This window comes from Hymenobacter frigidus (assembly GCF_014640435.1).
Classification (GTDB): domain Bacteria; phylum Bacteroidota; class Bacteroidia; order Cytophagales; family Hymenobacteraceae; genus Hymenobacter; species Hymenobacter frigidus.
Window position 1 is genome coordinate 1 of the sequence record NZ_BMGY01000028.1, and the last position, 24,416, is coordinate 24,416.

23 protein-coding genes are annotated in these 24,416 nt (G+C 57.2%); 13 read left to right on the plus strand and 10 right to left on the minus strand.

The window, feature by feature from the left end; translation table 11 throughout:
* Positions 1-274: 274 nt before the first annotated feature.
* The 5 genes from IEW17_RS14060 to mazG form a co-directional block, all read right to left on the minus strand.
* Positions 275-1,102: an energy transducer TonB gene (locus tag IEW17_RS14060; protein ID WP_229749007.1), complete on the minus strand. Its 828-nt coding sequence runs from the start codon at positions 1,100-1,102 to the stop codon at positions 275-277.
* Positions 1,099-1,635, minus strand: a complete 537-nt coding sequence (locus IEW17_RS14065) for an ExbD/TolR family protein (RefSeq protein WP_188562688.1) — start codon at positions 1,633-1,635, stop codon at positions 1,099-1,101. Before IEW17_RS14065 ends, IEW17_RS14060 begins: the two co-directional genes overlap by 4 nt.
* 57 nt (positions 1,636-1,692) lie before the next feature.
* Positions 1,693-2,328: an ExbD/TolR family protein gene (locus tag IEW17_RS14070; protein WP_188562689.1), complete on the minus strand. Its 636-nt coding sequence runs from the start codon at positions 2,326-2,328 to the stop codon at positions 1,693-1,695.
* An 85-nt stretch (positions 2,329-2,413) separates the two neighbouring features.
* Positions 2,414-3,301 (minus strand): MotA/TolQ/ExbB proton channel family protein, encoded by an 888-nt coding sequence (locus IEW17_RS14075; protein WP_229749008.1) that lies wholly within the window; start codon positions 3,299-3,301, stop codon positions 2,414-2,416.
* Between the two features lie 268 nt (positions 3,302-3,569).
* Entirely contained in the window at positions 3,570-4,427 is an 858-nt protein-coding gene (gene mazG / locus IEW17_RS14080) for a nucleoside triphosphate pyrophosphohydrolase (protein WP_188562690.1), read from the minus strand.
* Positions 4,428-4,501: 74 nt separating this feature from the next.
* Between mazG and glmM the strand changes: the two genes are divergently transcribed.
* The 5 genes from glmM to IEW17_RS14105 all read left to right on the plus strand — a co-directional run bounded on the left by glmM (position 4,502) and on the right by IEW17_RS14105 (position 9,602).
* Positions 4,502-5,899: a phosphoglucosamine mutase gene (glmM, locus tag IEW17_RS14085; protein ID WP_188562691.1), complete on the plus strand. Its 1,398-nt coding sequence runs from the start codon at positions 4,502-4,504 to the stop codon at positions 5,897-5,899.
* 138 nt (positions 5,900-6,037) lie between these two features.
* Positions 6,038-7,198 carry a cysteine desulfurase family protein gene (locus IEW17_RS14090; RefSeq protein WP_188562692.1) on the plus strand — a complete coding sequence of 387 codons (1,161 nt, stop codon included), beginning with the start codon at positions 6,038-6,040 and terminating at the stop codon, positions 7,196-7,198.
* A gap of 476 nt (positions 7,199-7,674) precedes the next feature.
* Positions 7,675-8,334, plus strand: a complete 660-nt coding sequence (locus IEW17_RS14095; RefSeq protein ID WP_188562693.1) for a hypothetical protein — start codon at positions 7,675-7,677, stop codon at positions 8,332-8,334.
* A gap of 26 nt (positions 8,335-8,360) precedes the next feature.
* Positions 8,361-8,804, plus strand: coding sequence for a PRC-barrel domain-containing protein (locus IEW17_RS14100; RefSeq protein ID WP_188562694.1), 444 nt, complete (start codon positions 8,361-8,363; stop codon positions 8,802-8,804).
* 129 nt (positions 8,805-8,933) lie between these two features.
* Positions 8,934-9,602, plus strand: a complete 669-nt coding sequence (locus tag IEW17_RS14105) for a hypothetical protein (protein ID WP_188562695.1) — start codon at positions 8,934-8,936, stop codon at positions 9,600-9,602.
* Between the two features lie 5 nt (positions 9,603-9,607).
* Here IEW17_RS14105 and hemH read toward each other — a convergent pair whose 3' ends face one another.
* Positions 9,608-10,651, minus strand: coding sequence for a ferrochelatase (gene hemH / locus IEW17_RS14110; protein WP_188562696.1), 1,044 nt, complete (start codon positions 10,649-10,651; stop codon positions 9,608-9,610).
* Between the two features lie 262 nt (positions 10,652-10,913).
* On the opposite strand from hemH, the gene era reads away from it, so the two are divergent.
* The 3 genes from era to IEW17_RS14125 all read left to right on the plus strand — a co-directional run bounded on the left by era (position 10,914) and on the right by IEW17_RS14125 (position 13,773).
* Positions 10,914-11,810: a GTPase Era gene (era, locus tag IEW17_RS14115; protein WP_188562697.1), complete on the plus strand. Its 897-nt coding sequence runs from the start codon at positions 10,914-10,916 to the stop codon at positions 11,808-11,810.
* 198 nt (positions 11,811-12,008) lie between these two features.
* The gene (der, locus tag IEW17_RS14120) at positions 12,009-13,337 is read left to right on the plus strand and encodes a ribosome biogenesis GTPase Der (protein WP_188562698.1); all 1,329 of its coding nucleotides are present in this window, start codon (positions 12,009-12,011) and stop codon (positions 13,335-13,337) included.
* Positions 13,338-13,521: 184 nt separating this feature from the next.
* Complete coding sequence (locus IEW17_RS14125) at positions 13,522-13,773, plus strand: hypothetical protein (RefSeq protein ID WP_188562699.1); 252 nt, start codon at positions 13,522-13,524, stop codon at positions 13,771-13,773.
* A 62-nt stretch (positions 13,774-13,835) separates the two neighbouring features.
* On the opposite strand, the gene IEW17_RS14130 is transcribed toward IEW17_RS14125, so the two are convergent.
* The 4 genes from IEW17_RS14130 to IEW17_RS14145 form a co-directional block, all read right to left on the minus strand.
* The gene (locus IEW17_RS14130; RefSeq protein WP_188562700.1) at positions 13,836-14,420 is read right to left on the minus strand and encodes a hypothetical protein; all 585 of its coding nucleotides are present in this window, start codon (positions 14,418-14,420) and stop codon (positions 13,836-13,838) included.
* 107 nt (positions 14,421-14,527) lie between these two features.
* Positions 14,528-15,325: an N-acetylmuramic acid 6-phosphate etherase gene (gene murQ, locus IEW17_RS14135; RefSeq protein ID WP_188562740.1), complete on the minus strand. Its 798-nt coding sequence runs from the start codon at positions 15,323-15,325 to the stop codon at positions 14,528-14,530.
* A 70-nt stretch (positions 15,326-15,395) separates the two neighbouring features.
* A complete protein-coding gene (locus IEW17_RS14140; RefSeq protein WP_188562701.1) occupies positions 15,396-15,653 on the minus strand; it encodes a cytochrome b5 domain-containing protein in 258 nt (85 codons plus the stop codon).
* Positions 15,654-15,760: 107 nt separating this feature from the next.
* Positions 15,761-16,918: a formimidoylglutamase gene (locus IEW17_RS14145; protein WP_188562702.1), complete on the minus strand. Its 1,158-nt coding sequence runs from the start codon at positions 16,916-16,918 to the stop codon at positions 15,761-15,763.
* 198 nt (positions 16,919-17,116) lie between these two features.
* Between IEW17_RS14145 and IEW17_RS14150 the strand changes: the two genes are divergently transcribed.
* From IEW17_RS14150 to IEW17_RS14170, 5 genes are all read left to right on the plus strand, one after another.
* Positions 17,117-18,880, plus strand: coding sequence for an AMP-dependent synthetase/ligase (locus tag IEW17_RS14150; protein ID WP_188562703.1), 1,764 nt, complete (start codon positions 17,117-17,119; stop codon positions 18,878-18,880).
* A gap of 110 nt (positions 18,881-18,990) precedes the next feature.
* Positions 18,991-19,806, plus strand: a complete 816-nt coding sequence (locus IEW17_RS14155; protein ID WP_188562704.1) for a carboxypeptidase-like regulatory domain-containing protein — start codon at positions 18,991-18,993, stop codon at positions 19,804-19,806.
* Between the two features lie 122 nt (positions 19,807-19,928).
* Positions 19,929-20,408: a MarR family winged helix-turn-helix transcriptional regulator gene (locus tag IEW17_RS14160; protein ID WP_188562705.1), complete on the plus strand. Its 480-nt coding sequence runs from the start codon at positions 19,929-19,931 to the stop codon at positions 20,406-20,408.
* 180 nt (positions 20,409-20,588) lie between these two features.
* Entirely contained in the window at positions 20,589-22,997 is a 2,409-nt protein-coding gene (locus tag IEW17_RS14165) for a 3-hydroxyacyl-CoA dehydrogenase/enoyl-CoA hydratase family protein (RefSeq protein WP_188562706.1), read from the plus strand.
* 96 nt (positions 22,998-23,093) lie between these two features.
* The gene (locus tag IEW17_RS14170) at positions 23,094-24,284 is read left to right on the plus strand and encodes an acetyl-CoA C-acyltransferase (protein ID WP_188562707.1); all 1,191 of its coding nucleotides are present in this window, start codon (positions 23,094-23,096) and stop codon (positions 24,282-24,284) included.
* Positions 24,285-24,416 lie beyond the last annotated feature (132 nt).

Genomic DNA, 24,416 nt, shown 5'->3' on the forward strand with positions numbered 1-24,416 from the left:
TTAGAATCTTACTCCACTCCTTTCCTTCATTGACCTAAATTAAGAGGTCGTGTCTGAACATAGGAAGTAGTATTCCGCCGTAATGTCGTCATCCGTAGTACGTAAACTGATATTTACTCTTGCAACTCTGCTCGGCGCTGATGGTAACGCAGAGCCGACGCAGTTAGTACATGAGTGTGCTGTGAGAAAAAAAGCACTAATGAAAAACCCCGGACCAGACCGTGAGGCCCAATCCGGGGTTTCTGCTGATACTGGCCAAAGCCAGCGTCACTATTTATTGAATCTTGAAGGTAATCGGAACAGTAAACGATACGCTTACCGCACGACCGTTCTGCTTACCGGGGATAAACTTGGGTAGCGTTTTCACGGCCCGAATCGTCTCCTCGTCCAGGCCGGAACCCAGACCCTTCACCACTTTCACATCCGAAACGTCGCCCTGCGGGTTCACCGTGAAGCTAACGAAGATGCGGCCTTCTACTTGATTGCGGAGTGCCAGCGAAGGATACTTGGTCGCCCTCTGAATGGCTGCTACGATAGCACCATTGCCACCACCACCGGGCAGCTGCGGCATCTGCTCTACGTAGGTGTAGACTTTGTTTTCTACAACTTCTTCAACCACTTTGTCACCAGTACCGGAAAGCTCCGAAAGGTCGGGGGCATCCGTGTTACCTTTTACGGTTACGGTAGCCACGGTTTTGTCTTTCAACTCTTCCTGGTCCGGCACCTCTTCCTTCTTTACTTCCTCATCCTTTTTCACCACCGGAGGAGTGAATTTGATGGTGGTTAGCTTGGGGGGCGGGGGTGGCGGGGCCTCGGGGGGCGGCGGGGGGGGCGGGGGCTTGGTGTCGTCCAAGGGAGGAGCGTCCATGAGCTCGTTCACCTTGAGATTCTTCGGCGCTTCTTTCGGCAGCCTGTCTTTCAGGTACTGCGAAATGAGCGGGAAAGCAATCAACAGCAAGAACACCGCCGTGGCAATAATCAGTGCCCGCGTGACGTGCCGCTGGTACAAGCGGCGTAGCACGTAGGCTCCATATGCCTTGTTGCGGCCTTCAAAAACGATGTCGTTTAGGCTGGCCTTGGCGATTTGCGAGTTATCCATCATAAGGCGGATTCTTTAATAAGGTCCAGGTCTACTTGAGGAACCTTCACCAGCGCGTACTTTTTCTGGTTCGTGATGTTCATCTCGTCCAGAATGTCCACCATGTTTTTATACTTGGCGTCTTCAGTTGCTTTGATGAGAATGATAGGCTCCGGCTGTTGGCGTTGGCGTGTCATGATGATTTGCCGGATGCCGTTGGCCGAAAAATTTGTAACCTTCAGCTCCGGTTTCTGCACCGTTGGGTCGTTGGGCGTATTCATACCGTAGTAGTAGTACGCTTTGTTGTCTTTGCCCAGCAGGATGGTCATGGCCTGCGAATTCTTGATTTTGGTGTCCTCTACGTCGTCGGTCTTCTTCACCGGCATCGTGAGTTGCATCACGTTGGGCTTGGCAAAGGTGGTGGTCAGCATAAAGAAGGTGAGCAACAGAAAGGCCAAGTCCACCATCGGTGTCATGTCGATTTTGGTCGACATTTTTTTGGCCCGCTTTTTCCCGCCTTTCCCACCGGAATCGGCTTTTCCTTGAATTTCTGCCATGGGATTTACTAAAGTGAATGGACTAGGAAATAAATGGCTCGCACGGGTTGCCCGAACTTATTTGGCAGCGGCTACGGGCTTATTCTCCAGGTCCGTGATGAGGTTGAAGCGGTTGATGTCGCGTTCCTGCAGAAGCTTGATGACGGCCTGCACCGTTGGTACGTCGGCATTGCCGTCGCCTTTGATAGCGATATAGGTAGGCTTCTTGAAAATGGCTTGGTTGGCCTTACGGGCCTCCAGCACCCAATCAATGAGCTGATTGTTGAGCGAGTCCATGGGAATGCCGGGCTGCTGCGCATTCAACTCCTTGCGGGCCTCCTTATCCACATTGAGGTAGGACCCCAACTGGTTGATGGGCAAGCCGAAGTTGGGCAGGTTGCCGAATTCCTTGGCCTGCGCTGCAGTGAAGCTGACCCCGTACTTGGCCGCCACATTCTGCAAGGCTTGAATCTTGGTTTTGGTGTCATCGACCCCGAAAAACACTCTGTTTTTCTTCTTGTCGATGGTGAGGGTGATAACATTGCTCTCAGGCAGTTTCAACTCCGAGACCGACGATGGCGTGTCTACTACCACCGTCTCTTCGGGGGCAAACTTGGTGGTGAGCATGAAGAACGTCACCAGCAAGAAGGCCAGGTCCACCATCGGCGTCATGTCGAGCGACGGCGAGGTACGGTGCGGTTTTACTTTAGGCATTGCGAGGTGGGATTAAAAGGGGGCAATTCGTTCTGTTCTCGTGAACGAATCGCCCCACATTTTAGTGCATCAGTAAAAGCCGGAATTAAACCGTCCGAACCGGCTGGTTTGCGCTGTTGCCGTGCTGACCGGCGAAGGTCTGGATGATGCTGAAGCCAGCCTCGTCGATGCTGTACGTCAGCTCGTCAATTTTGCTGGTGAAGTAGTTGTAGGCTACGATGGCCAAGGCCGAAGTACCAATACCCAGGGCCGTGTTAATCAAGGCCTCCGAAATACCGTTTGCCAGGGCTACTGCATCGGGGCTACCAGCCTGTGCCAGAGCGGCGAAGGCGTTAATCATACCGAATACGGTGCCGAGCAGACCCGTCAGCGTGGCGATGGAAGCTAGCGTCGAGATGATAACCAGGTTCTTCTCCAGCATCGGCAGCTCGAGCGCGGTGCTTTCTTCGATTTCTTTTTGGATAGCGAGAACCTTCTGGTCGGTGGCCATGCTGGTTTCACGCGACATTTCGTTGTATTTCATCAAGCCGGCTTTCACCACGTTGGCTACCGAGCCTTTCTGCTGGTCGCAGGCAACGAGGGCACCGTTGATGTCATTGGCATTCAGTTTCTGACGGACGGTACGTACGAAAGACTCAATGCTCTTGGTGCCCTTGGCCTTGCCGATGGTGAGCATCCGTTCGATGGAGAACGTAATCACGCAAAGCAGCATGGTCATCAGCACGGGTACGATAACACCGCCTTTGTATACAATCCCGAGGTAATCACCGGGCAGGGGGTTGTTTTTGTTGTCGCCGCCCTGGAAGTGGCTGCCGTCACCTAAGACAAATTTATAAACGATAACACTGACGATAAAAGCCAGGATGATAACCAGGACGGAGAACAGCGAGGCACCACCGCTGCTTTGGGCTTCGGCTTTGGCGGCCGGAGCGGCGGGCCGGGGGCTCGTATTCATGGCATTTTTCTGTTCCATTATTCCGGAGTGTTTGGGGGTTGTTGAGTGAAGTAGTTGAATTTGTTGGGTAAAGAAAAAGCAAAAAGTTGGTTGGGGGCACAAAATGCTTCGCAAAGCAGTCAAAAATCCCGCTGTATAAGGACTGTAAATAGCACTTATCGAAGTCTAAACTGCCTATCGATTCCTCTTGGCTAGGCAAACCTAGCCAATAAGTGCGGGCTGACCAAAGAAAACTTGTCTAAAGCCCTGCCGCAGGTGGTAAAAGGACAATTGAAAGCTACCAATGCTAATTGCGGACCTCGGGTTGGGGGGGCTGGCGCTTGGCCTGTTCCCAATACACATCCATCTGGGCTAGGGTGAGGTCTGCCAGGCGCTCATTGTTGGCGGCGGCGGCGGTTTCTAGGTACTGAAAGCGGCTGATAAACTTGCGGTTAGTGCGCTCCAATGCTTCCTCGGGGTTGATGCCGGCAAAGCGGGCAAAATTGACTAAGGAAAAAAGTAAATCACCGAACTCATCGGCGGCTTTTTCGGCGTTCATTTTGTCGGCTTGGCCGTGGCTGTACTCGTCACCAAATTCGTTTAATTCTTCCTGCACCTTGTCCCACACCTGCTCGGGCTGCTCCCAGTCGAAGCCCGCCCCGCGGGCTTTCTCCTGGATGCGCATGGCTTTCACCAACGCTGGCAAGGAGGTGGGTACGCCACTGAGCACGCCCGTGGCGGTGCCTCTTTCTTTGAGCTTGAGCTGCTCCCAATTGCGTTTTACGGTGTCTTCGTCGTCGGCCTGCACGTCGCCGTAGATGTGCGGGTGGCGGTAAATGAGCTTTTCGCACTGGGCATTGAGGACGTCGGCGATATCAAAGGCCCCTTTCTCGGCCGCGATACGGGCGTAAAAAAGTAGGTGCAGCATCACGTCGCCCAATTCTTTTTTCAAGTCGGGGAGGTCGTCGCGCAAAATCGCATCGCTGATTTCGTAAGTTTCCTCGATGGTGAGGTGACGCAGGGTCTGCAGCGTTTGCTTTTTATCCCAGGGGCACTCGGTGCGGAGGCGGTCCAGCACATCGAGCAGGCGGCCAAAGGCTTCGAGCTGCGCGGGCCGACGGGCGCTGATAAGCAGGGGGTTATTTAGGAGATTGGGGTTTTGCATTGTTCCAAAGATAAATACCCGCGGCGCCAACTGCTCGCCAATGCTTAATTTTGGTCTTTCAAAAAAACTACTTCGTGACTTTAATAAAATCTATCTCCGGCATTCGCGGCACCATTGGCGGCCCGGTCGGCCAAGGCCTTACGCCGCTTGATGTGGTGAAGTACGCCGCCGCCTACGGCACGTGGGTGAAAACCCAGGCCACCGACAGCAAACTTATTGTGATTGGGCGTGATGCCCGCATTTCGGGCGAAATGGTGAGCCGGCTGGTGGCCGCTACGCTGCAAGGACTTGGCCTCGACGTGTGCGACTTGGGCCTGAGCACCACTCCCACGGTAGAAATGGCCGTGCCGGCCAAAAAAGCGGCCGGTGGCATCATCCTCACCGCGTCGCACAATCCCAAGCAGTGGAACGCGCTGAAATTGCTGAACGCCGCCGGAGAATTTATTTCTGAAGTTGATGGGCAGCACGTATTGGCATTGGCCGAAAATGAAGACTTCGATTTCGCGCCGGTAACCAAGCTCGGGGAGTACACTACGGACAATACCTTCCTCAAAAAGCACATCAAAGCCATTTTGGCATTGCCACTGGTGGATGTGGAAGCCATCCGGGCTCGCAATTTCCGGGTGGTGGTAGATGCCGTGAACTCCTCGGGGGGCTTTGCCGTGCCGCAGCTGCTGGAAGCGTTGGGCGTGACGACTATCGAGAAACTGCATTGCGAGCCCACCGGCGACTTCGCTCACAATCCCGAGCCACTACCTGAGCACCTGCGCGACATCGCCAAGGTGCTGGAAAAAGGCGGTTTTGACCTTGGTATTGTGGTGGACCCCGATGTGGACCGCCTCGCCTTGGTGAGCGAAAACGGCGAGATGTTTGGCGAAGAATACACGCTGGTGGCCGTGGCCGACTACGTGCTGAAAGCGCTCGGCGGCGGCAACACCGTGAGCAATCTGAGTAGCACCCGCGCCCTGCGCGATGTGACCGAAAAAGCCGGTGGCCAGTACGCCGCCGCCGCCGTGGGCGAGGTGAACGTGGTGACCAAAATGAAGGAAACCAACGCCGTGATTGGGGGCGAAGGCAACGGTGGCATCATCTACCCCGAGCTGCACTACGGCCGCGATGCCTTGGTGGGTATTGCCCTTTTCCTGACGCACTTAGCTAAGTCGGGTCTTACGGTTAGCCGTCTGCGCAACTCGTACCCGGGCTATTTTATCTCCAAGAATAAGATTGAGCTGACGCCGGACATCAATACCGACGACGTGCTGACCAAAATGGAGCAGCGCTACGCCAAGCAGCCAGTAAACACGATTGATGGCGTCAAAATCGAGTTCGATAAGGAATGGGTGCATCTGCGCAAGTCCAACACCGAGCCGATTATCCGCATCTACGCTGAGTCGGACTCGAACGCGACAGCCAATTATCTGGCGCAGAAAATTATTGGTGATATCAAGGAAATCATCGCGCAGAAGACCTAATCAGTGCCTGTCAATGGTTTGTAGTAGTAGTGCACTGGGCTGGTTTCGGTCCAAATCGCGAGGTTTGTAGAACAACAACACCAACAATTCCTGCTGCCGGGCGCACCCACGTCCGGCGGCTTGCTTTTACCTCTTCAGATGACCCCAACCGCCCCTGCCTTCGTTTACTTTGATAACGCGGCCACCACGCCCCTCGACCCCGAGGTGCTGGAGGCCATGCTGCCGTTTCTGAGCCAGCACTACGGCAACCCGAGCAGTCTGCACGGGCCGGGCCGGCAGGTGCGGGCCGCCATCGAAAACGCGCGCAAGACGGTCGCGCACCTGCTCAACGCCTCGCCGGCCGAAATTTCCTTCACCAGCGGTGGTACCGAGGCCGACAATTACGCCGCGTTCGGCAGCGTGCGTACCCTGGGACTGAAACATGCCATTACCTCGCGCCTGGAGCATCACGCCGTGCTGCACCCGTTGCAGATGATGGCTAAAAGCGGCGAAATCGAGTTGCATTACCTGAAGCACGACGCACAGGGGAAGTTTGATTTGGGCCACCTCGAAGAACTGCTGGCCACTCAGCCCCGCACCTTCGTGAGCCTGATGCAGGCCAACAACGAAATCGGAAACCTGAACGACCTCGGGGCCATCGGCGAAATCTGCGCCCGGTACGATGCCGTGTTTCACACCGATACCGTGCAGACGATGGGGCACTACCGGCACGACGTGCAACAGTTGAAAGTCCATTTCCTGGTGGGTGCGGCGCACAAGTTTCACGGGCCGAAGGGTGTGGGCTTTCTCTACACCCGCAGCGGAATGCAGGTGAGCCCGCTCATCCTCGGCGGCTCGCAGGAGCGCAACGTGCGTTCGGGCACCGAAAACGTGTACGGCATCGTGGGCCTGGCCAAGGCACTGGAAATTGCTGTGCGGGATGTTGAAGCCCACCACACCCACGTGCAAGGCCTGAAGGACCGGTTCATTGCCAAGCTGAAGGCCGAAATTCACGACGTGCAGTTCAACGGCTTGTCGGAGCGGGCCAGCGAAAGCCTCTACACCGTGCTGAGCGTGAGTTTGCCGCCATCGGCCATCAGCGAAATGCTGTTGTTTAACCTGGATATTAGCAAAATAGCGGCTTCCGGCGGCTCGGCCTGTACCAGTGGGGCCCAGACGGGCTCGCACGTATTGGAAGCGCTGGGCTGCGACCCCGGCCGGGCGACGGTGCGCTTCTCGATGAGTAAGATGAACACCGCCGCCGAGGTCGACTACGCCGTGGCTACTTTGGCCAAGCTGTACAGCCCGGTGGCCGTCTGATTAGAACTGCCCCGTGGCCCCGCCGCCACCCAACTGCCCGCCCCCAAACTCGAAGCTGCCCGTAGCGGGCGCGCTCGGTGCGTGGGCCGTCTGGGCCTGAATCAGGTTTTGAGGTTAAAGTGGCGGGGCTCGTCATCGGGCAGGGAAGTGAGGCCGAAGCGTGCTGGCCGCAATGTCCGCAGCAGGGCTCCGGCCGCAACCATCAGTACTGCTCCGGCCAAGTACCGCGGCAATTTCGGGTGGGAGCAGGCCTCTGGCCTGCAAGTCCAGTAGGTAAGGGTCGGGTGGGAGCGACGACGGTATGAAGCGAACAAGCCAACGGAGGAGTAGCGGCTCAGCTGCAAGTACGGTGTATTCATTGGGGCAACCCGGCGGAGCATATGGAGCGCTGCATTGGCGAGTTGTGCCGTCCTTGCGGGCGAATCGACTATTTTTCGGTGTGCTTTGTAATTCGGAGCATCACCCGCATCCCATTTATGGCAGACATCAACATTCAACGCAAAAAATCGGCTCCTAGCCCCTGGCTGCTGGTCGTATTAGCAGCGGTGCTGCTGGCCGGAGCCGCCTACTTTTTTTTGAAAACCGGCCCCGCTGATGAGCCCACTCCGCCAGCCGGTCCCGGGACTACCGGCGCAGCGCTGGGCGCTGATACCACTGCCCAGCGGACATTGGAAGCCGCCACAACGGCCAATGATTCAGCCGCGGCAGCAGCACCTTTGGAATCCTCGTCCGATGCAGCGGCGTCGCTAACCAGCCAGGCCGCCACCAATCCCGCTGCCCCCGATTATGCGCTGAACGGGTTGCAAAAGCTTGCGGGCCAGTTGGTAGCCCTCACCGACCGCGACGACCTGCGCGACCCCACCATCACGGAGCAGCGCGATAACCTGACCAGCGCCACCAGCCGTCTCGGCGAACCCAACGCCAGCCTGCGCCCTGGTTTTGTGGCGGCGGCGGGCCTCATCCGGGCCATGCAGCAGAAAGCCTACCCCGAGATGGAAGGTGTCGCCAACGACCTGGTGAGCCTGGCGGGTCAGCTATCGGGCCGCAGTGCCACGGCCGCCGACCAGCAGCAAAATCAACAATTCCTGACCCAGGCCGCCGCCGCGGTGCGGGTGCTCAGCGAACCCAATCGTTAGTTGTCAGGTATTTACCCGTTAATTATATGGAAGCCCCAATATTACGCCGCCTGTGCGACCTGACCGACTTTGAAGTGGCCGATGACAATCCCGATGTGCGTGGCTGGACCGTACGCGGCAACGACGGTCAGGCGTTGGGCACCGTGTTCGAGCTGATTGTGGACCCGGAAATCCTAAAAGTGCGCTACCTGGATATTGAGTTGGACACCCGCTTTCAAATCAAGGAATACGAAAACCATATTCTGCTGCCCATCGGGGTAGCCTCGCTCGATGCCGACGGCGACAACGTGTTCGTGCCCGCGCTGAACGCCGAATCCGTGCTGCATTACCCGCCTTATGTCGAAATCCAGGTGACCCGCACTTACGAAACGGCCATGATGCGGGCGCTGGGCCTAATGCCGGTGCCCGATGGCGACTTCTACGGTACGCCGGTGCATGATGCCACTACTTTTTACCGTGGCCACCGGTAAGGATAAATGTTGAATAACAAGGCGGATAAGCAACCTTTCGGGCCTAGTAAGGCTCCGATGATTATGGCAGGAAAATATTTAGCGGCGGGACTTACGGCAACGCTATTGACGGGGTGCGCTCCGACATTGGTGCCCCACACAGCGTATCTGCCAACTATCCGGGACCGTGGGCAAGCCGAAATTCGCGTTTCCACGGGCTTCAATGGCAGCGAGCTGCAGGCCGGTTACCAGGCTTCCGATAAACTGATACTACACGCGGCTCTGCTCAACTACCGGAACCGCCGCTCGGGCGACGGCAAAGGCTTTCGCTCCGCCGACCTGGGCGCGGGCTACTACTACGCTCCGCCCAACGGCTACTGGCGCTTGGGCGGGCACGCAGGAGTTGCTTACGGCAGCGGTACCTCAGGCAGCAGCGCCTGTTTTGAGTGCGTTGGTACCCCCGGCACGGAATACGAGGTGCGCTACACCTACGCCTACGTGCAGCCCACGGCTCTGCTTCAAACCACCAACCAAACCTGGGGCTTTGGCCTGCGGATGGGGCGCGCCTACTACCATGAGCTCACTGAGCTACGCGCCGAAGTCCTAGGCGGCCCAATCCTGGCCACCAGCTACGCGGGCCACCAAGGCACTTTTATGCAGCCTACCTTTCAGTATAGCTGGCGGGTGTTGCGGTGGCTGGCCTTTTCCAGCAGCTTCGGCGTGCAGCGTTTTTTGAATAGCTCGGCAGCCATTGGCACCGTGAACCCCCTGGTGGGGCAGCTGGGGCTGCACGTTATACTCGGCAAGGGAGCGAAATAGATTTCCTAGCTGCGCCGAACCATCGTCGCCACCGTCTCCACCCACTGTGGCTCTGAGTTTAGTGACGGCACCAATTGCCAGTGCTCGCCGCCCGATTCCTCGAATAATTCCTTGAATTCCTCGCCCACTTCGATGGTCGTTTCCAGGCAGTCGGCCACAAACGCGGGGCTGAAGGCCAGTACATGCTTGATGCCTTTGGCGGGCATTTCCTTCAGCACTTCGTCGGTGTAAGGCTGCAGCCAGGGGTCGCGCAGGCGGCTCTGCAGGCGGCTCTGGAAGCTCACGGTGTATTGCTCCGGCGCGAGGTCGAGCTCAGCAGCTATCAGGCGTGAAGTGGCGAAGCACTGGGCGCGGTAGCAGTACTGGTTCTGGTCGGTGAGCGTGTCGCAGCAGCTGCCGAAGCGGCAGTAATTGGTGGGGTCGCCTTTTTTTACATGGCGCTCCGGAATGCCGTGGTAGCTGAACACGACGTGGTCGTAGTGCTGCTTTTCCATTTCGGCCCGGCCCCGGGCGGCAATGGTGGCAATGAAGCCCGGCTCGGAGCCAAACTGGCTGATGAAGTTGATGCTCGGCACTATCCACCAGTCCTTTACAATGTCCATCACCTTCTCCTGCACCGAGCCCGTGCTGGCCGAGGCGTACTGCGGGAATAGCGGCAGCACGATGATGCGCTCCACTGCGGCTTCGCGCAGCTCATCCAGCGCCTTCTCGACGCTGGGCTTCTGGTAGCGCATTCCGAAGGCCACCACGTATTCGGGACCCAGTACTTCCTGCACTTTCTTCTGCAAATCGAGGCCGTGGTAGAGCAGCGGCGAGCCGCGCTCCGTCCACAATTGCTGGTAAATCTTGGCTGATTTTGGAGCCCGCAGCGGCACGACTAGCCCTTGGAATAACGGGTAGCGGATAGCCGCCGGCATGTCCACCACGCGGCCATCGGTGAGGAATTCGTTGAGGTAGCGCCGCACGTCGGGCGTGTTGGGCGAGTCGGGGGTGCCCAGATTGACGAGCAGCACGCCGATGCGGCGGCCGGAGGTAATGGAAGGATTCATTGGAACAAAGTTCAGGGATAACTAGCGGACTGCCACAAAAACTGCCACAGGCCGAACTACGCATTGGCTAAGCAAACAGCCATGCCCTGTCATGGTTTGAGACCCCACCATTGCCGCGAGCGTTACCAGGTGATTTTTACCGCTTTCCCCGGCTCCAAACCGAACATTACCCATGCCATCTAGCAGCGTACTTTTTCGCTCTGGTAGCTTTTGCGGCCCGTAAGCCGTACCTTTGCGGCCCTGATTATCAAACCCATCCCTCGTGAACCCCGAAACCAAACCCCACCGCGCCGGCTTTGTGAGCATCATTGGCAAGCCTAATGTGGGCAAGTCCACGCTCATGAATGCGCTGGTGGGCGAGCGGCTGAGCATCGTCACCAGCAAGGCCCAAACCACGCGTCACCGCATCTTGGGCATCCTCAACGGCGAGGATTTCCAGTTGATTTATTCCGACACCCCCGGCATCATCCAGCCCAAGTACGAGCTGCACAACGCCATGATGTCGTTCGTGTATTCCTCGCTGGAAGATGCCGACGTGGTGCTGTTCGTGACCGACATCTACGAGAAGCACGACGAGGAACCCGTTGTCGAGCGCCTGCGCAAGATGGTGGACACGCCCATCATCCTGCTGGTCAACAAAATCGACCAGGCCAACCAGGAAGAAGTGGCAGCCAAGCTGGCCTACTGGAAGGAGCAGCTACCCAACGCCGCCGAAGTGCTGCCCATCTCCGCCCTCAATCATTTCGGTACCGACGGCGTACTGCAGCTGGTGATGGAGCGCCTGCCCGTTCACCCGCCGTATTACCCCAAAGACGAACTAACCGACAAGCCGGAGCGTTTCTTCGCCGCGGAAATGGTGCGCGAAAAAATCTTCAAGCTCTACAAGAAGGAGATTCCCTACAGCTGCGAAGTTGTTATCGAAGAGTTTAAGGAAGAAGAGGATATCATCCGGATTCGGGGTATTATCTACGTCGAGCGCAATTCGCAGAAAGGCATCGTTATCGGCCAGGGCGGCGAGGCACTGAAGAAAGTAGGCACCTGGGCACGCGAGGAAATGGAGAAGTTTTTCCAGAAGAAAGTATTTCTGGAAATGTATGTGAAAGTGAACGAGAACTGGCGCACTGACCCCAAAGCGTTGAGCCGGTTCGGCTACCAATAGAAGAACGTCATGCCGAGCGCGGCCGAGGCATCTCGCGTGCCGCAGCAACGATATCGTTGAACGATGCGAGCGAGATGCCTCGGCTGCGCTCGGCATGACGTTCTGACCATCAAGGAGTAACAAACCGACCATCTACAACTAAAATAACCCCGGGCACTGCCGAATCTAGGTCGGGTCGGCGGCTGGGGCCACCATAACATGTCAACGCAAAACACCATCGCCATCGTGGGGCGGCCCAATGTGGGCAAATCCACGCTATTCAACCGCCTCGTGGGCCAGCGCAAGGCCATCATGGACAACGAGAGCGGCGTAACCCGCGACCGCCACTACGGCTACGGCGACTGGATTGGTAAGAACTTCACCGTTATCGATACGGGTGGTTACGTGCACAATTCGGAAGATATTTTCGAAGGTGAAATCAACAAGCAGGTAAAGTTGGCCATTGAAGAGGCCGACGTCGTCCTGTTCATGGTAGACGCCGAAGCCGGCGTGCACGGCCTCGACGAGGAATTTGCGCACGTGCTGCGCCGCTACATCGGCAAAAAGCCGATTTATCTGGTAGCCAACAAGGCCGATACCAACCTGCGCGCCAATGGCGTGGGCGAGTTCTACTCGCTAGGCCTGGGCGACGGCGAAATCTACGCCGTGAGCAGCGCCAACGGCCACGGCACCGGCGAATTGCTGGATGCCGTGGTGAGCAGCTTCGATGACCCCGGCGTGGAAGAGCCGGAGTTGGAAATCCCGCGCATTGCCGTAGTGGGCCGCCCCAACGTGGGCAAGTCCAGCCTCGTGAACCTGCTGCTTGGTGAAGACCGCAGCATCGTGACCGACATCGCCGGCACTACCCGTGACTCGATTTCGTCTCGGTACAATGCCTTCGGCAACGAGTTTATCCTGGTTGATACGGCCGGTTTGCGCCGCAAAGCCAAGGTGAGCGAGGACGTGGAGTTCTACGCCAACATGCGTAGCCTGCGCGCCCTGGAAGAGTGCGACGTCTGCATCGTGATGCTCGACGCCAGCCGCGGCATTGAGGCCCAGGACGTGAACATCATCACCCTGGCCGACAAAAACCGCAAGGGCATCGTAATTCTGGTGAATAAGTGGGACCTGGTGGAGAACAAGGAAACCAATACGTCCAAAGATTTCGAGGCGAAGATTCTGGAAAAAATTGCGCCCATCGCGTACATCCCCGTCATTTTTATCTCGGTGCTGAACAAGCAGCGGGTGCACAAGGCCATCGAAACGGCCATTGAAGTGTACCACAACAAGCGCCGCAAAATCCCGACTTCGCAGCTGAACGACGTGATGCTGAAGGAGATTGAGAAGTACGGCCCGCCCGCGCTCAAGGGCAAGATGATTCGCATTAAGTACGTGACGCAGCTGCCCACGCACAACCCGGTGTTCGCCTTCTTTGCCAACCTGCCGCAGTACGTGCAAACCAACTACACGCGCTACCTCGAGAACCGGATGCGCGAGCATTTCGACTTCACCGGTGTGCCCATCGGCATCGTGTACCGCAAGAAGTAACCGGCTAGGGACCATGCAATTCATGAAGTTTTCGTAAAAAATTATTTTCACGAAAACTTCATAAACTTCATAACCGATGGGTTACCTCTGAGTTGCGCGGGTATAAAACCCCGAATTTGAAGATTTGCCATCGGCATACCTTCAATAAGCAACTGAAATTCAACCCATTTTAACCCAACCCAAGATGAAAAAAGTATTGTTCCTCGCCCTGGCTGCTGTTTCGTTCTCGTTCACCGCTTGCGAAAGCAAGAAAGAAGAGGCTGTTGAGCAGGCTGCCGACAACGTAGAAAACGCTGGTGAAGTTAAAGCTGATGCCATGGAGAACCAGGCTGATGCCGTTCGTGACTCGGCTGACGCTAAGTCGGATGCCATGGAGAATGCGGCCGACAAAATGGCTCCTGCCACCGAGACGCCCGCTGAAGAAGTTAAGAAGTAATTCTTGCCGCTTTGCAATTAAAAAAGCCTCTCCGGCAACGGAGAGGCTTTTTTATGCTTGTGCTAGAGCGTGGTTTCCGGTAGGCCAAGGCGGCGGTTGAGCAGGCCATCCACTATTTCGAAAAGGCGTCGCGGCTCGTAGGTGCGCCAAGGTAGGTCGTCGAGCTCGCCGCCGAAGTTGACGTAGTTATCCACGTTGTACTGGCGCATTTCGCGCTGCACGTGCTCCTGGAAGTTCACGCCCGCAATCCAGCCATCTTCCGCGTCCTCAAACCATTCCTCGTAATAATCATCGTCGGAGCCGTGGAAATTGAACACGTTTTCGCCGATGAGGATAAACTTGCGGATGCCCTCGTGCACCAGTACATCCACGATGTTGCGCTTAAGCGCCATGATGTCGTTTTCGATGGCGTCGTTCCACTCGCCGATGAATTCGAGCACGGCCAAGCCGGTTTCGTAGTCCGCAAACAGGATTTTGCAAAACAGCGTTTCCGACCCCAGACTGTCCCATTGCGGGTGGATATAATAGCCATAAATGGTATTGGTGTAGGTATCGAGGCTATTTTCGGCTTCGAAGAGCGGTGAGCGTGGGTCCTCGGAGGCCGAGTATTGCTCAATCCAATTGTAGTGGGGCTCGATGGTGTGCATAGGACGGTATTGGCACTTGCAGTAGCTGGTGCCTTCTTAGAAACGCCAGAAATCCCGAATCGTTCGAGAGAAAAAATAAGCCTGTGAGACACAAGCCGAAGCATCTGCTACAGCCGGGCCACAAGGGCTGCCCGCACGCTGCCGTACTGTTGCAGTAGCTGCGCCGCTTCTGCCTCATCAATGCCGAGCTCATCCATCAGCATTCGTTCGCCGCGCTCCACTAGCTTGATGTTGGAGAGCTTCATGTCCACCATTTTGTTGCCCCGCACGTAACCCAGGCGAATGAAAGTGGCGGTGGTGAGCATATTGAGCACCATTTTCTGCGCGCTACCGGCTTTGAGCCGAGTGCTGCCGGTGATGAATTCCGGCCCGGTCACCACTTCCACCGGAAACTCGGCCGCCGCTGCCACCGCCGAGCCGGCGTTGCACACCACGCAGCCCGTGGCCAGGCCGGCGGCCCGCGCTGCATTTAGCCCGCCAATAACGTAGGGCGTACGGCCCGAAGCGGCAATGCCCACCAGCACATCGCCGGCCCCGATGTTGTGCGTTTGTAAATCGCGCCAGGCCTGTTCGGCATCGTCCTCGGCACCCTCCACCGCTACCCGAATGGCCCCGTCGCCCCCGGCCATGATGCCTACTACCATCTCGGCCGGCACCCCAAATGTGGGGGGGCATTCCGAAGCATCGACCACACCCAGCCGCCCGCTGGTGCCCGCTCCGATGTAGAACAGCCGCCCGCCTGCGCCCAGCCGCGCCACGGCAGCCTCCACCAGCCGCTCAATCTGGGGCAGGGCACGGGCCACGGTTTGGGGCACCGTGTGGTCGAGCTGGTTCATGCCCGCCAGTAGGTCAGCCGTCGACAGGGTTTCGAGGTTGTTGAATTCGGAAGGTGCTTCGGTAGTCATCATAGCAGGAGAACAAGCCGGGGCTTGCTCTAGATTATGGGTTGTCGTTGCAGGGACGAAAAAGCCAGTTCTACGCTAATCGGCCAATGATGGGGAAGTTATCGAAAACATTGGCCGTGTGGGGGGCATCCTTGTCCAACTCGGCGGTCAGGTCCTGGCCGGCCCAGTGTTCGTAATGGTTGCCGCGCCGCCACAGCCGCGAGCGGCTCACATCGTAAATCCGGCCGCGGTAAGCTACCCAGATTTCGTCGCGGTCCTGGCCGTTGCGCAGGGCAAGCTGGTTCTTAGTGTAGGCTTTGGGCTCGATTTGGTTTTCCGAAACGGTCATGCTGGGCTTGTCGAAGCATCTCTTCCGCTTCGTTGAATCGATGAAATTAGTTGTTCAGTAGAAATGCTTCGGCTACGCTCAGCATGACGTGCTGTTGACATAATCTGCTAGCTCAACAACGCCTGCAGTCGAATCCAGCGCTGCGGCAGGTCGCCCTGCGAGGCGTTCAAATAGTCTTCGTAGGTGCAGGGCACTACCCGCTTCACGGCGTTGTCGCCGAGGCGCTCTACTTCCATCCACCACTTGTCGGCGCGGCGCGACTTGTAGAAGACCAGCTTGTCGGGGTTGCCGGGCAGCACCACGGTGTAGGTGAGGAAGCGGAACGTGCCAAAGCCCGTTTCAGGCTTGCGGTGATAAAATCCTTCTATAAAATACCAGAGCATGGTGGCCAGTGTGGCGGCGGCCAGTCCGTGCGGGTCGTAGTTGGCGCGGTACCCGTAGAGTCCGAAGGAGCTCAATTGCTCGTTGTGACCCGCGTACCAGCAAAGCTGAGTCGCTTCTTCATTGCCCAGGCCAAAAGGGTTGGCGGGGTAGTAGCCGGGGGCATCCTGCCAGCGCAGGGCCGCAATGTCCACGCTCATGAAGTCGGCTTGGCGAACCAAGGGTTCGGCCTGGCGGCGGTCGGCCCGCACTTCACCCACGCTCATCGTCTCGAAGTGCAGTTTTTCGAGCGCCACCATCACCTCGGGCGGCGTGAGGTACTGCTGGTGGGCCAGGTGGGCCAGGCTGAATACAAAGTTGGGCTCGTGCACCAGCAGGCGGCGCAGGTGGCTGTCTTCGGGCGGGGTGCCGGGGCCGGGCTCGGCCATGTCGGGTCGGGCATCCACCATGGTAAAGTTGATGGCGCGGTCCTGGCTCTCGTAGGCCAGAAACTGGCCATAGTCGAGGTCATGGCTGCCGCCCATCAGCACAGGCACGGTGTTTTCTTCCAGCAGTGCGCCAATTATTTCGCGCAGGCGCTGGTAGGTGTCTTCCAGGGTGAGGCCGGGGCGCAGGTTGCCAAGGTCTACCAGGCGCACGTTACCGGTGCCCTTTTGGAGCTGGTAGAAGCGCTGACGCACTTCATTGGCCCCATGCCGGTCGGGCGCGGGCGCACCGGCGGCGCTGCCCCGCCACTCGTCCAGCCCGATAAGGGCCACGTCGGCGGTGCGCCAGTCGGGGAAGTTCTCGGTGAAGCGGGAGGCGTAGGCGGCCAGCGTGGTGGGCGCGGGCACGGCCTCGGTCAGCGTTTCCGGCAGCGGGTCAAAAAACAGGGCCAGATTCATTGGGAACGGAAATGCAAGGAGCCAAAATTACGCAGGAAAAGACCGGGTTTTCGGGCTTTTTGGCGGTTTGCGTTACTGATTTGGTTTTGGTGCGGGGCCGTGGTGTTGGGGCCGGTCTTGCCTCTGGGTAGCATAGCCAAAAAAAAAGCTCTTTATTTAAGCTGAATTTCATTCACTACGCCTTATCCAGCCCCACCCATGGACGTTCGCCGCGCCTTTGATATCCTAGCTCACCAACTAGCCAACTTCCCGAAATCAGACGCTCTGGCCTCTAAAATTGACGGCCAGTGGGTGCCCGTCAGCACCCAGCAGGTGCAGGACCAGGCCAACCTCGTCAGCCTCGGGCTGGTGTCACTGGGCCTTAAGCACGGCGATAAAGTAGCCATCATCAGCATGAACCGGCCCGAGTGGATGCTGGCCGACTTCGGTATTTCGCAAATCGGGGCTACCAGCGTGCCGATGTACCCGAGCATCACCGTCGAGGACTATCGGTACATCTTCGCCGACGCCGGCGTGCGCGCCGTATTCGTGGCCGACCAAAAGCTGTTCGACAAAGTGAAGGAGGCCACTGCGGACCTCGATATCCCCGCCGAAAACGTCTTCACCTTCGATAAAATTGAAGGGGCCCGTCATTTCAGTGAGCTGTTGGAATTGGGCAAGAAAGGCAACTTAGCCGACCTGGAACCCCTGAAAGCTGCCGTGCAACCCGACGATTTGCTCACGCTCATCTACACCAGCGGCACCACCGGCCAGCCCAAGGGCGTGATGCTGACGCACGATAACATCCTGAGCAACTGCCGCAACTCGCAGCGCTTTGTGCCCGTGACGAAAGACGACAAGGCCCTGAGCTTCCTGCCGCTCTGCCACATTTTCGAACGCATGGTGACTTACCTCTACATGATAAATGGAGTGAGCATCTACTACGCCGAAAATATGGACGTCATCGCCGACAACCTGCGCGAGGTGAAGCCTGAGATTTTCACCACTGTGCCGCGCCTGCTGGAAAAGGTGTACGATAAAATTGTGGCGAAAGGCCACGGGCTGGATGGCGTGAAGAAAGGTCTGTTCTTCTGGGCCTTGGATTTGGGCCTGAAGTACGATACCCAAAAGGACCAGGGCTTCCTTTACAATACCCAGTTGGCGCTGGCCAATAAGCTGATTTTTAACAAGTGGCGCGAGGCGCTGGGCGGCAACCTGCGCTGCATCGTGAGTGGTGGCGGTGCATTGCAACCGCGTTTGGCCCGCGTGTTCTGGGCGGCCGGCATCCGCGTGATGGAAGGCTACGGCCTGACGGAGACCTCGCCGGTAATTGCCGTGGGTGGCTACGAACCGGAGAACAATATGATTGGTACCGTGGGGCCGCTCATCGATAACATGCAGGTCAAAATTGCCGCCGATGGCGAGATTCTGACCAAGTCGGCCTCCGTAATGAAAGGCTACTATAATCAGCCCGAGCTTACGGCGAAGGAATTCGACGAGGAAGGCTGGTTCCACACCGGCGACATCGGTGAGCTGGTGAACGGCAAGTTTTTGAAAATCACCGACCGTAAGAAGGAGATGTTCAAGACGTCGGGTGGCAAATACATTGCCCCGCAGGTCATCGAAGGCAAGCTGAAGGAGGACCCGCTCATCGAGCAGGCCATGGTGGTGGGGGCCGACCAGAAATTTGCCTCCGCCCTCGTCATTCCGTCCTTCCCCGACCTCAAGGGCTGGTGTAAGCGCAACGGCGTGCCGGATGCTTCCAACGAAGAACTTATTAAAAACGAGAAGATAGTGGAGCTGTACGACGGGCTGGTGAAGAAGTACAACAAAAGCTTTGCGCAGTGGGAGCAGGTGAAGCGCATTGTACTGCTACCCGAACTTTGGACCGTGGAAAGCGGCGAAATGACGCCAACTATGAAAGTGAAGCGTAAGATTATTACTGCCAATAACCAGGACGTAATCGAAGGAATGTATAAATAAGGAGAAGATAAGCTGGCGTATTGGCAAGAAAAATGCGCTTTTCTACATTGAGCGTTGATTGTAATGCTCTAGCTTTGTTATCGAGTCATCCATTTTTTCATTTTTTACACATGCGTCACATCTCCAAATTTGCCTGCATCGTATTCGGTGCAGCTGTCCTACTCACTGGCTGTAAAGGCAAAGACGGCGACCCCGGTCCGGCCGGTGCTGCAGGTGCTACGGGCACTCAAGGTCCAACGGGTACATCGGGCCAGAACCTGACGGGTAACCTTATCGGTTATGTTAACCCAATAAATGAAAACGGGACCTTGCTGTCTAAGAGCGGAGTAACTGTCAGCATCGACGGTGCCAACCCCGCTATTACGGCTACCACCGATGTCGATGGCAAGTATACCCTCGCGAATGTGCGTAATGGAACGTATAACCTGACCTATTCTCGGGCCGGCTTGGCCACCTTCCGTCGGTTTGGCCTAGGGCATGTAGGCGGCGACCAGCCCACCTACTTGGGAACTCTCACAATTACCCAGGTTTCGACTCAAACCGTGACGGGTTTTTCAGCTGTTCCCAATACCGGGGCCGGAACGGTCATGCTTACTTTCACCATATCGAGTCCAACGCCTCCCAGTGCATTTCGGTATGCGTTGTATGCCAGCGCTACTTCGCCGGCAGGTCCAACCAACGGAATACTCTTGTTTACGGGTAACGTATTCCCTACTACAAGCGGAATGAATACTTTAACATTTAGTACAACTGTGAACCGGATTACCTTTACGAATGCCGGTTTTGCGTCCGGCACCACGGTGAACTTAGCCGCTTATGGCTCTACCTCCTTGTTGTTTTCGTATCCCGACCCCTCCACGGGCCGTTTTGTGTACCCGGCCCTGAATACAACCGCTTCCCCAACGGCAACTATTGTAGTGCCTTAAATTTACCCTCAGCGTTTACACACAAGAAAGAGACTGGAAGCCCCAGTCTCTTTTTTTTTAACTTAATATAGTATGCAAGCCTAACAAATTTTTCGTAAGTTTACCGCACTTACAGCCCGCCCATGAAACCCGAAGAAACCGTCGATTATAATATAAAAGTGGCCTGGCATGCGATTTCGCGGATGTACAACACGCAGGCCGCGCAAAACGATATCACCACCAGCATCGGCTTCGTCCTGTTGAACATCGACCAGGAGCGCGGCACGCCGGCCACCAAAATCGCCCCTTTGCTGGGCCTGGAAACCCGTAGCCTTACCCGCATCCTGCGCAGCATGGAGGAAAAGGGACTGATTTATAAGCAGGCCGATTCGGTGGACAAACGCTCAGTTCGCATTTTCCTGACCCCGCTGGGGCTGGAGAAAAAAGAGGTTTCGCGCCAAACGGTTCGGCACTTCAACCTGAAAATCCGGGAGAAAATACCGCAGAGCCAGCTCGATGTCTTCTTCAAAGTAGCGGCCCAGATTACGGGCATGATTGAAGTAAAAACGCTTTTCGAAGAATTCGTGCTCAAGCCGCTGCGGCAAGAGTCGGCGGCTTCTTAAGAATCATAAATAAAAGTAGAACGTCATGCTCATCTGGTGTCCGCGTAGTCGAAGTATCCCGCGTGTGGCAGTAAACCAATCGTTTAACGATGCGAACGAGATGCTTCGACTGCGCGAACGCCAGATGAGCATGACATTCTCCCAATAAATTACCACCCACCTCATCACCCCACAAAGAGGATGAATCGAACCATCAAGAAAGTTGCCGTGCTCGGCTCCGGCGTTATGGGCTCGCGCATTGCCTGCCACTTCGCCAACATCGGCGTGCAGGTACTGCTGCTCGACATCGCTCCCAAAGAGCTGCTGCCCGACGAAGAGAAGAAAGGCTTGAAACTGGAGGCCCCGGCCGTACGCAACCGCATTGTGAATGCCGCGCTGCAAGCCGCAATCGTTGCCAACCCCTCGCCGCTCTACCGCAAGGCCGACGCCAGCCGCATCAAGACCGGCAACTTCGACGACAACCTCAAGGAAATTGCCGGCTGCGACTGGACGATTGAAGTGGTAATCGAGCGTCTTGACATTAAAAAGAGCCTTTATGAGCGGGTAGAGCAGTTCCGCAAAAAGGGCACCCTGATTACCAGCAACACGTCAGGCATCCCGATTCACTTGCTCGCCGATGGCCGCTCCGAGGATTTCAAGCAGCATTTTGCCGGCACGCACTTTTTCAACCCGCCGCGCTACTTGAAGCTGTTGGAAATAATTCCGACGCCGGATACCAACCCCGACGTGCTGGCTTTCCTGCAGCACTACGGCGATTTGTACCTGGGCAAAACGGTGGTTTTGGCCAAGGATACCCCCGGCTTTATCGCCAACCGCGTGGGCGTGTTTGCTTTGCTCGACGCCATGCAGACCATGCAGAAGCTGGGTCTGACCGTGGAAGAAACCGACAAGCTGACCGGCCCGGTGATTGGCCACGCGAAGTCGGCCACGCTGCGCACGTCCGATGTAGTGGGCCTAGACACGACCATTAACGTGGCCAATGGCCTGGCCCAGAGCCTGCCGAACGATGAGGCCAAGGACGTATTCGTACTGCCCGATTTCGTGAAGAAAATGGGCGAGAGCAAATGGCTGGGCGACAAAACCGGCCAGGGCTTCTACAAAAAGGTGAAGGGCGAAGGCGGCAAGTCGGAAATCCACGCGCTGGACCTCTCCACGATGGAGTACAAGCCGAGCCAGAAGGTAAAATTTGCCACGCTGGAGCTGACCAAAACCATCGAGAAGCTGGCCGACCGCTTCAAGGTGCTGGTGGCGGGCAAGGACAAGGCCGGCGAGTTTTACCGTCTAAGCTTCGGTAGCCTGTTCGCCTACGTGAGTAACCGTATTCCCGAAATTTCGGACGAACTGTTCAAGCTGGATGATGCGCTGCGGGCCGGTTTCGGTTGGGAAATGGGTCCGTTTGAAACCTGGGACGCGCTAGGCGTGCAGGCTGGCCTCGACCTGGCCAAGGCCGCTGGCCGCACTTCGGCCCCTTGGGTGGAAGAAATGCTGGCTGCCGGCCACCAAACCTTCTACCGCGTGACCGAAGCCGGCGTGCGCGAGTTCTACGATATCGCCTCGAAAAGCTACCAGAAGGTGCCGGGGGTGGAGAATTTCATCATTCTCGACAATCTGCGCGCCAGCGGCAAAGTGCTGTGGAAAAACTCAGGCGCTTCGGTTATCGACCTCGGCGACGGCATCCTGAACGTGGAGTTCCACTCGAAGATGAACTCGCTGGGCACCGACGTCATCCAGGGCCTCTTGAAGGGCGTAGAAATGGCCGAAGCCGGCTACCGCGGCCTCGTGGTGGGCAACGACGCGCCGAACTTCTCGGCCGGTGCCAACCTCGGTCTTGTGTACATGCAGGCGCTCGACCAGGATTTCGACGAGTTGAACATGATGATTCAGCAGTTTCAGCAGGCCATGATGCGGATGCGCTACAGCAGCATCCCGGTGGTGGGCACCCCACACGGCCTCACGCTGGGCGGCGGCTGCGAGCTGAACCTGCACTGCGACCGCGTGGTAGCAGCCGCTGAATCCTACATCGGCCTCGTGGAATTCGGCGTGGGCCTGATTCCCGGCGGCGGCGGCACCAAGGAAATGACCCTGCGCACTGCCGCCAAGTACGAAGACGGCGAGCCCGAATTCAACCTGCTGCGCAACACCTACATGACCATCAGCACGGCTAAGGTTTCGACCTCCGCCGCTGAAGCTTTCGACCTGGGCTTCCTGCGTCGGGGCGACGAAGTGGTGCTGAACTCGAACCGTGTGATTGCCGCCGCTAAGTCTGCAGCTATCGATATGGCCGATGCCGGCTACACCCAACCCATGCAGAAAACCAACGTGAAAGTGCACGGCAAAGGCGCACTGGCCATGTTCAAGACCGGTGTATACGCCATGCAGCAGGGTAACTACATCTCGACCCACGACCAACTCATTGCCGACAAGCTGGCTTATGTGATGTGCGGTGGCGACCTGTCGTCGCCCACCGAAGTGAGCGAGCAGTACCTGCTGGATTTGGAGCGCGAGGCGTTTCTGAGCCTGTGCGGCGAACGCAAGACACTGGAGCGGATTCAGAGCATTTTGACGACTGGTAAGCCTTTGCGCAATTAATTATTCGCACAGAATCAGGCAGAGTCAAGAGGGGGGTCTTCTCCGTGAAACTCCTCTTTTAACTCTATCTGACTCTGTGTGAAAAAACCTACAATCATGTCTAGCACCAACACCGCATACATCGTAGCCGGCTACCGCACGGCCGTGGGCAAAGCCCCCCGGGGCGGTCTCCGCTTCACCCGGCCCGACGACCTCGCCGCTGCCGTTATCAAGCACCTTGTGGCCGAAGTGCCCGCCCTCGACCCCACGCGCATCGACGACGTTATTGTCGGCAACGCCGTGCCCGAGGCTGAACAGGGCCTGCAAATGGGCCGCCTGATTTCGCTACTGGCGCTGCCCATCAACGTCCCGGGCCTCATCGTGAACCGCTACTGCGGCTCCGGTGTGGAAACCATAGCCATGGCCGTGGGCAAAATCACGGCCGGCATGGCTGACTGCATTATTGCGGGCGGCACCGAGAGCATGAGCATGGTGCCCACCGTGGGCTGGAAAACCGTGCCCAACTACAGCCTGGCCATGAAGCACCCGGACTACTACATGGGCATGGGCCTCACCGCCGAAGCCGTGGCCAACGACTACAAAATCACCCGCCAGGACCAGGACGAATTCTCTTACAACTCGCACCAGAAGGCCATCAAAGCCATCGCCGCCGGCAAATTTGCCAGGAGCATTGTGCCCATCACGGTAGAAGAAACCTACGTGGATGCGGCCACCGGCAAGAAGAAAAACCGCACCTACGTGGTGGATACCGACGAAGGCCCGCGCGCCGATACTTCGGTGGAGGCCCTAGGCAAGCTGCGCCCCGTGTTTGCCGCCAACGGTACCGTCACGGCCGGCAACTCGTCCCAAACCTCCGACGGCGCGGCTTTCGTCCTTGTGATGTCGGAGCGCATGGTGAAGGAGCTGAACCTGGAGCCCATCGCCCGCATGGTGAACTACGCCACCGAGGGCGTGGACCCGCGCATCATGGGCATGGGCCCCATTAAAGCCGTGCCGAAAGTCCTCAAGCAAGCCGGCTTGAAACTCGAAGACATCGACCTGTTCGAGCTGAACGAAGCCTTCGCCTCGCAATCGTTGGCCGTGGTGCGCGAACTGGGCATCGACCCCGAGAAACTAAACGTGAACGGCGGTGCTATTGCCCTGGGCCACCCGCTGGGCTGCTCCGGCGCTAAGCTCAGCATCCAGCTATTCGACGAGCTGCGCGAGCGCGGCAAGAAGTACGGCATGGTCACGGCCTGCGTGGGCGGTGGTCAGGGTGTGGCCGGCATTTATGAGCTGCTGAAATAAGCCATCATATTGCTAGTTAGAACGCCATGCTCATCTGGCGTCCGCGCAGCCGAAGTATCTCGCTTGGGGTAGTGAATCAATCGCATGAATTACTTCTGCGGTAAAGATGCTCCGACTGCGCTCAGCATGATA

Coding starts and splice junctions, on each gene's coding strand:
- IEW17_RS14060 (WP_229749007.1), bottom strand. CDS start 1,102: ATGATGGATAACTCGCAAATCGCCAAGGCCAGCCTAAACGACATCGTT.
- IEW17_RS14065 (WP_188562688.1), bottom strand. CDS start 1,635: ATGGCAGAAATTCAAGGAAAAGCCGATTCCGGTGGGAAAGGCGGGAAA.
- IEW17_RS14070 (WP_188562689.1), bottom strand. CDS start 2,328: ATGCCTAAAGTAAAACCGCACCGTACCTCGCCGTCGCTCGACATGACG.
- IEW17_RS14075 (WP_229749008.1), bottom strand. CDS start 3,301: ATGGAACAGAAAAATGCCATGAATACGAGCCCCCGGCCCGCCGCTCCG.
- mazG (WP_188562690.1), bottom strand. CDS start 4,427: ATGCAAAACCCCAATCTCCTAAATAACCCCCTGCTTATCAGCGCCCGT.
- IEW17_RS14090 (WP_188562692.1), top strand. CDS start 6,038: ATGACCCCAACCGCCCCTGCCTTCGTTTACTTTGATAACGCGGCCACC.
- IEW17_RS14095 (WP_188562693.1), top strand. CDS start 7,675: ATGGCAGACATCAACATTCAACGCAAAAAATCGGCTCCTAGCCCCTGG.
- IEW17_RS14100 (WP_188562694.1), top strand. CDS start 8,361: ATGGAAGCCCCAATATTACGCCGCCTGTGCGACCTGACCGACTTTGAA.
- hemH (WP_188562696.1), bottom strand. CDS start 10,651: ATGAATCCTTCCATTACCTCCGGCCGCCGCATCGGCGTGCTGCTCGTC.
- der (WP_188562698.1), top strand. CDS start 12,009: ATGTCAACGCAAAACACCATCGCCATCGTGGGGCGGCCCAATGTGGGC.
- IEW17_RS14125 (WP_188562699.1), top strand. CDS start 13,522: ATGAAAAAAGTATTGTTCCTCGCCCTGGCTGCTGTTTCGTTCTCGTTC.
- IEW17_RS14130 (WP_188562700.1), bottom strand. CDS start 14,420: ATGCACACCATCGAGCCCCACTACAATTGGATTGAGCAATACTCGGCC.
- murQ (WP_188562740.1), bottom strand. CDS start 15,325: ATGACTACCGAAGCACCTTCCGAATTCAACAACCTCGAAACCCTGTCG.
- IEW17_RS14140 (WP_188562701.1), bottom strand. CDS start 15,653: ATGACCGTTTCGGAAAACCAAATCGAGCCCAAAGCCTACACTAAGAAC.
- IEW17_RS14145 (WP_188562702.1), bottom strand. CDS start 16,918: ATGAATCTGGCCCTGTTTTTTGACCCGCTGCCGGAAACGCTGACCGAG.
- IEW17_RS14150 (WP_188562703.1), top strand. CDS start 17,117: ATGGACGTTCGCCGCGCCTTTGATATCCTAGCTCACCAACTAGCCAAC.
- IEW17_RS14155 (WP_188562704.1), top strand. CDS start 18,991: ATGCGTCACATCTCCAAATTTGCCTGCATCGTATTCGGTGCAGCTGTC.
- IEW17_RS14160 (WP_188562705.1), top strand. CDS start 19,929: ATGAAACCCGAAGAAACCGTCGATTATAATATAAAAGTGGCCTGGCAT.
- IEW17_RS14165 (WP_188562706.1), top strand. CDS start 20,589: ATGAATCGAACCATCAAGAAAGTTGCCGTGCTCGGCTCCGGCGTTATG.
- IEW17_RS14170 (WP_188562707.1), top strand. CDS start 23,094: ATGTCTAGCACCAACACCGCATACATCGTAGCCGGCTACCGCACGGCC.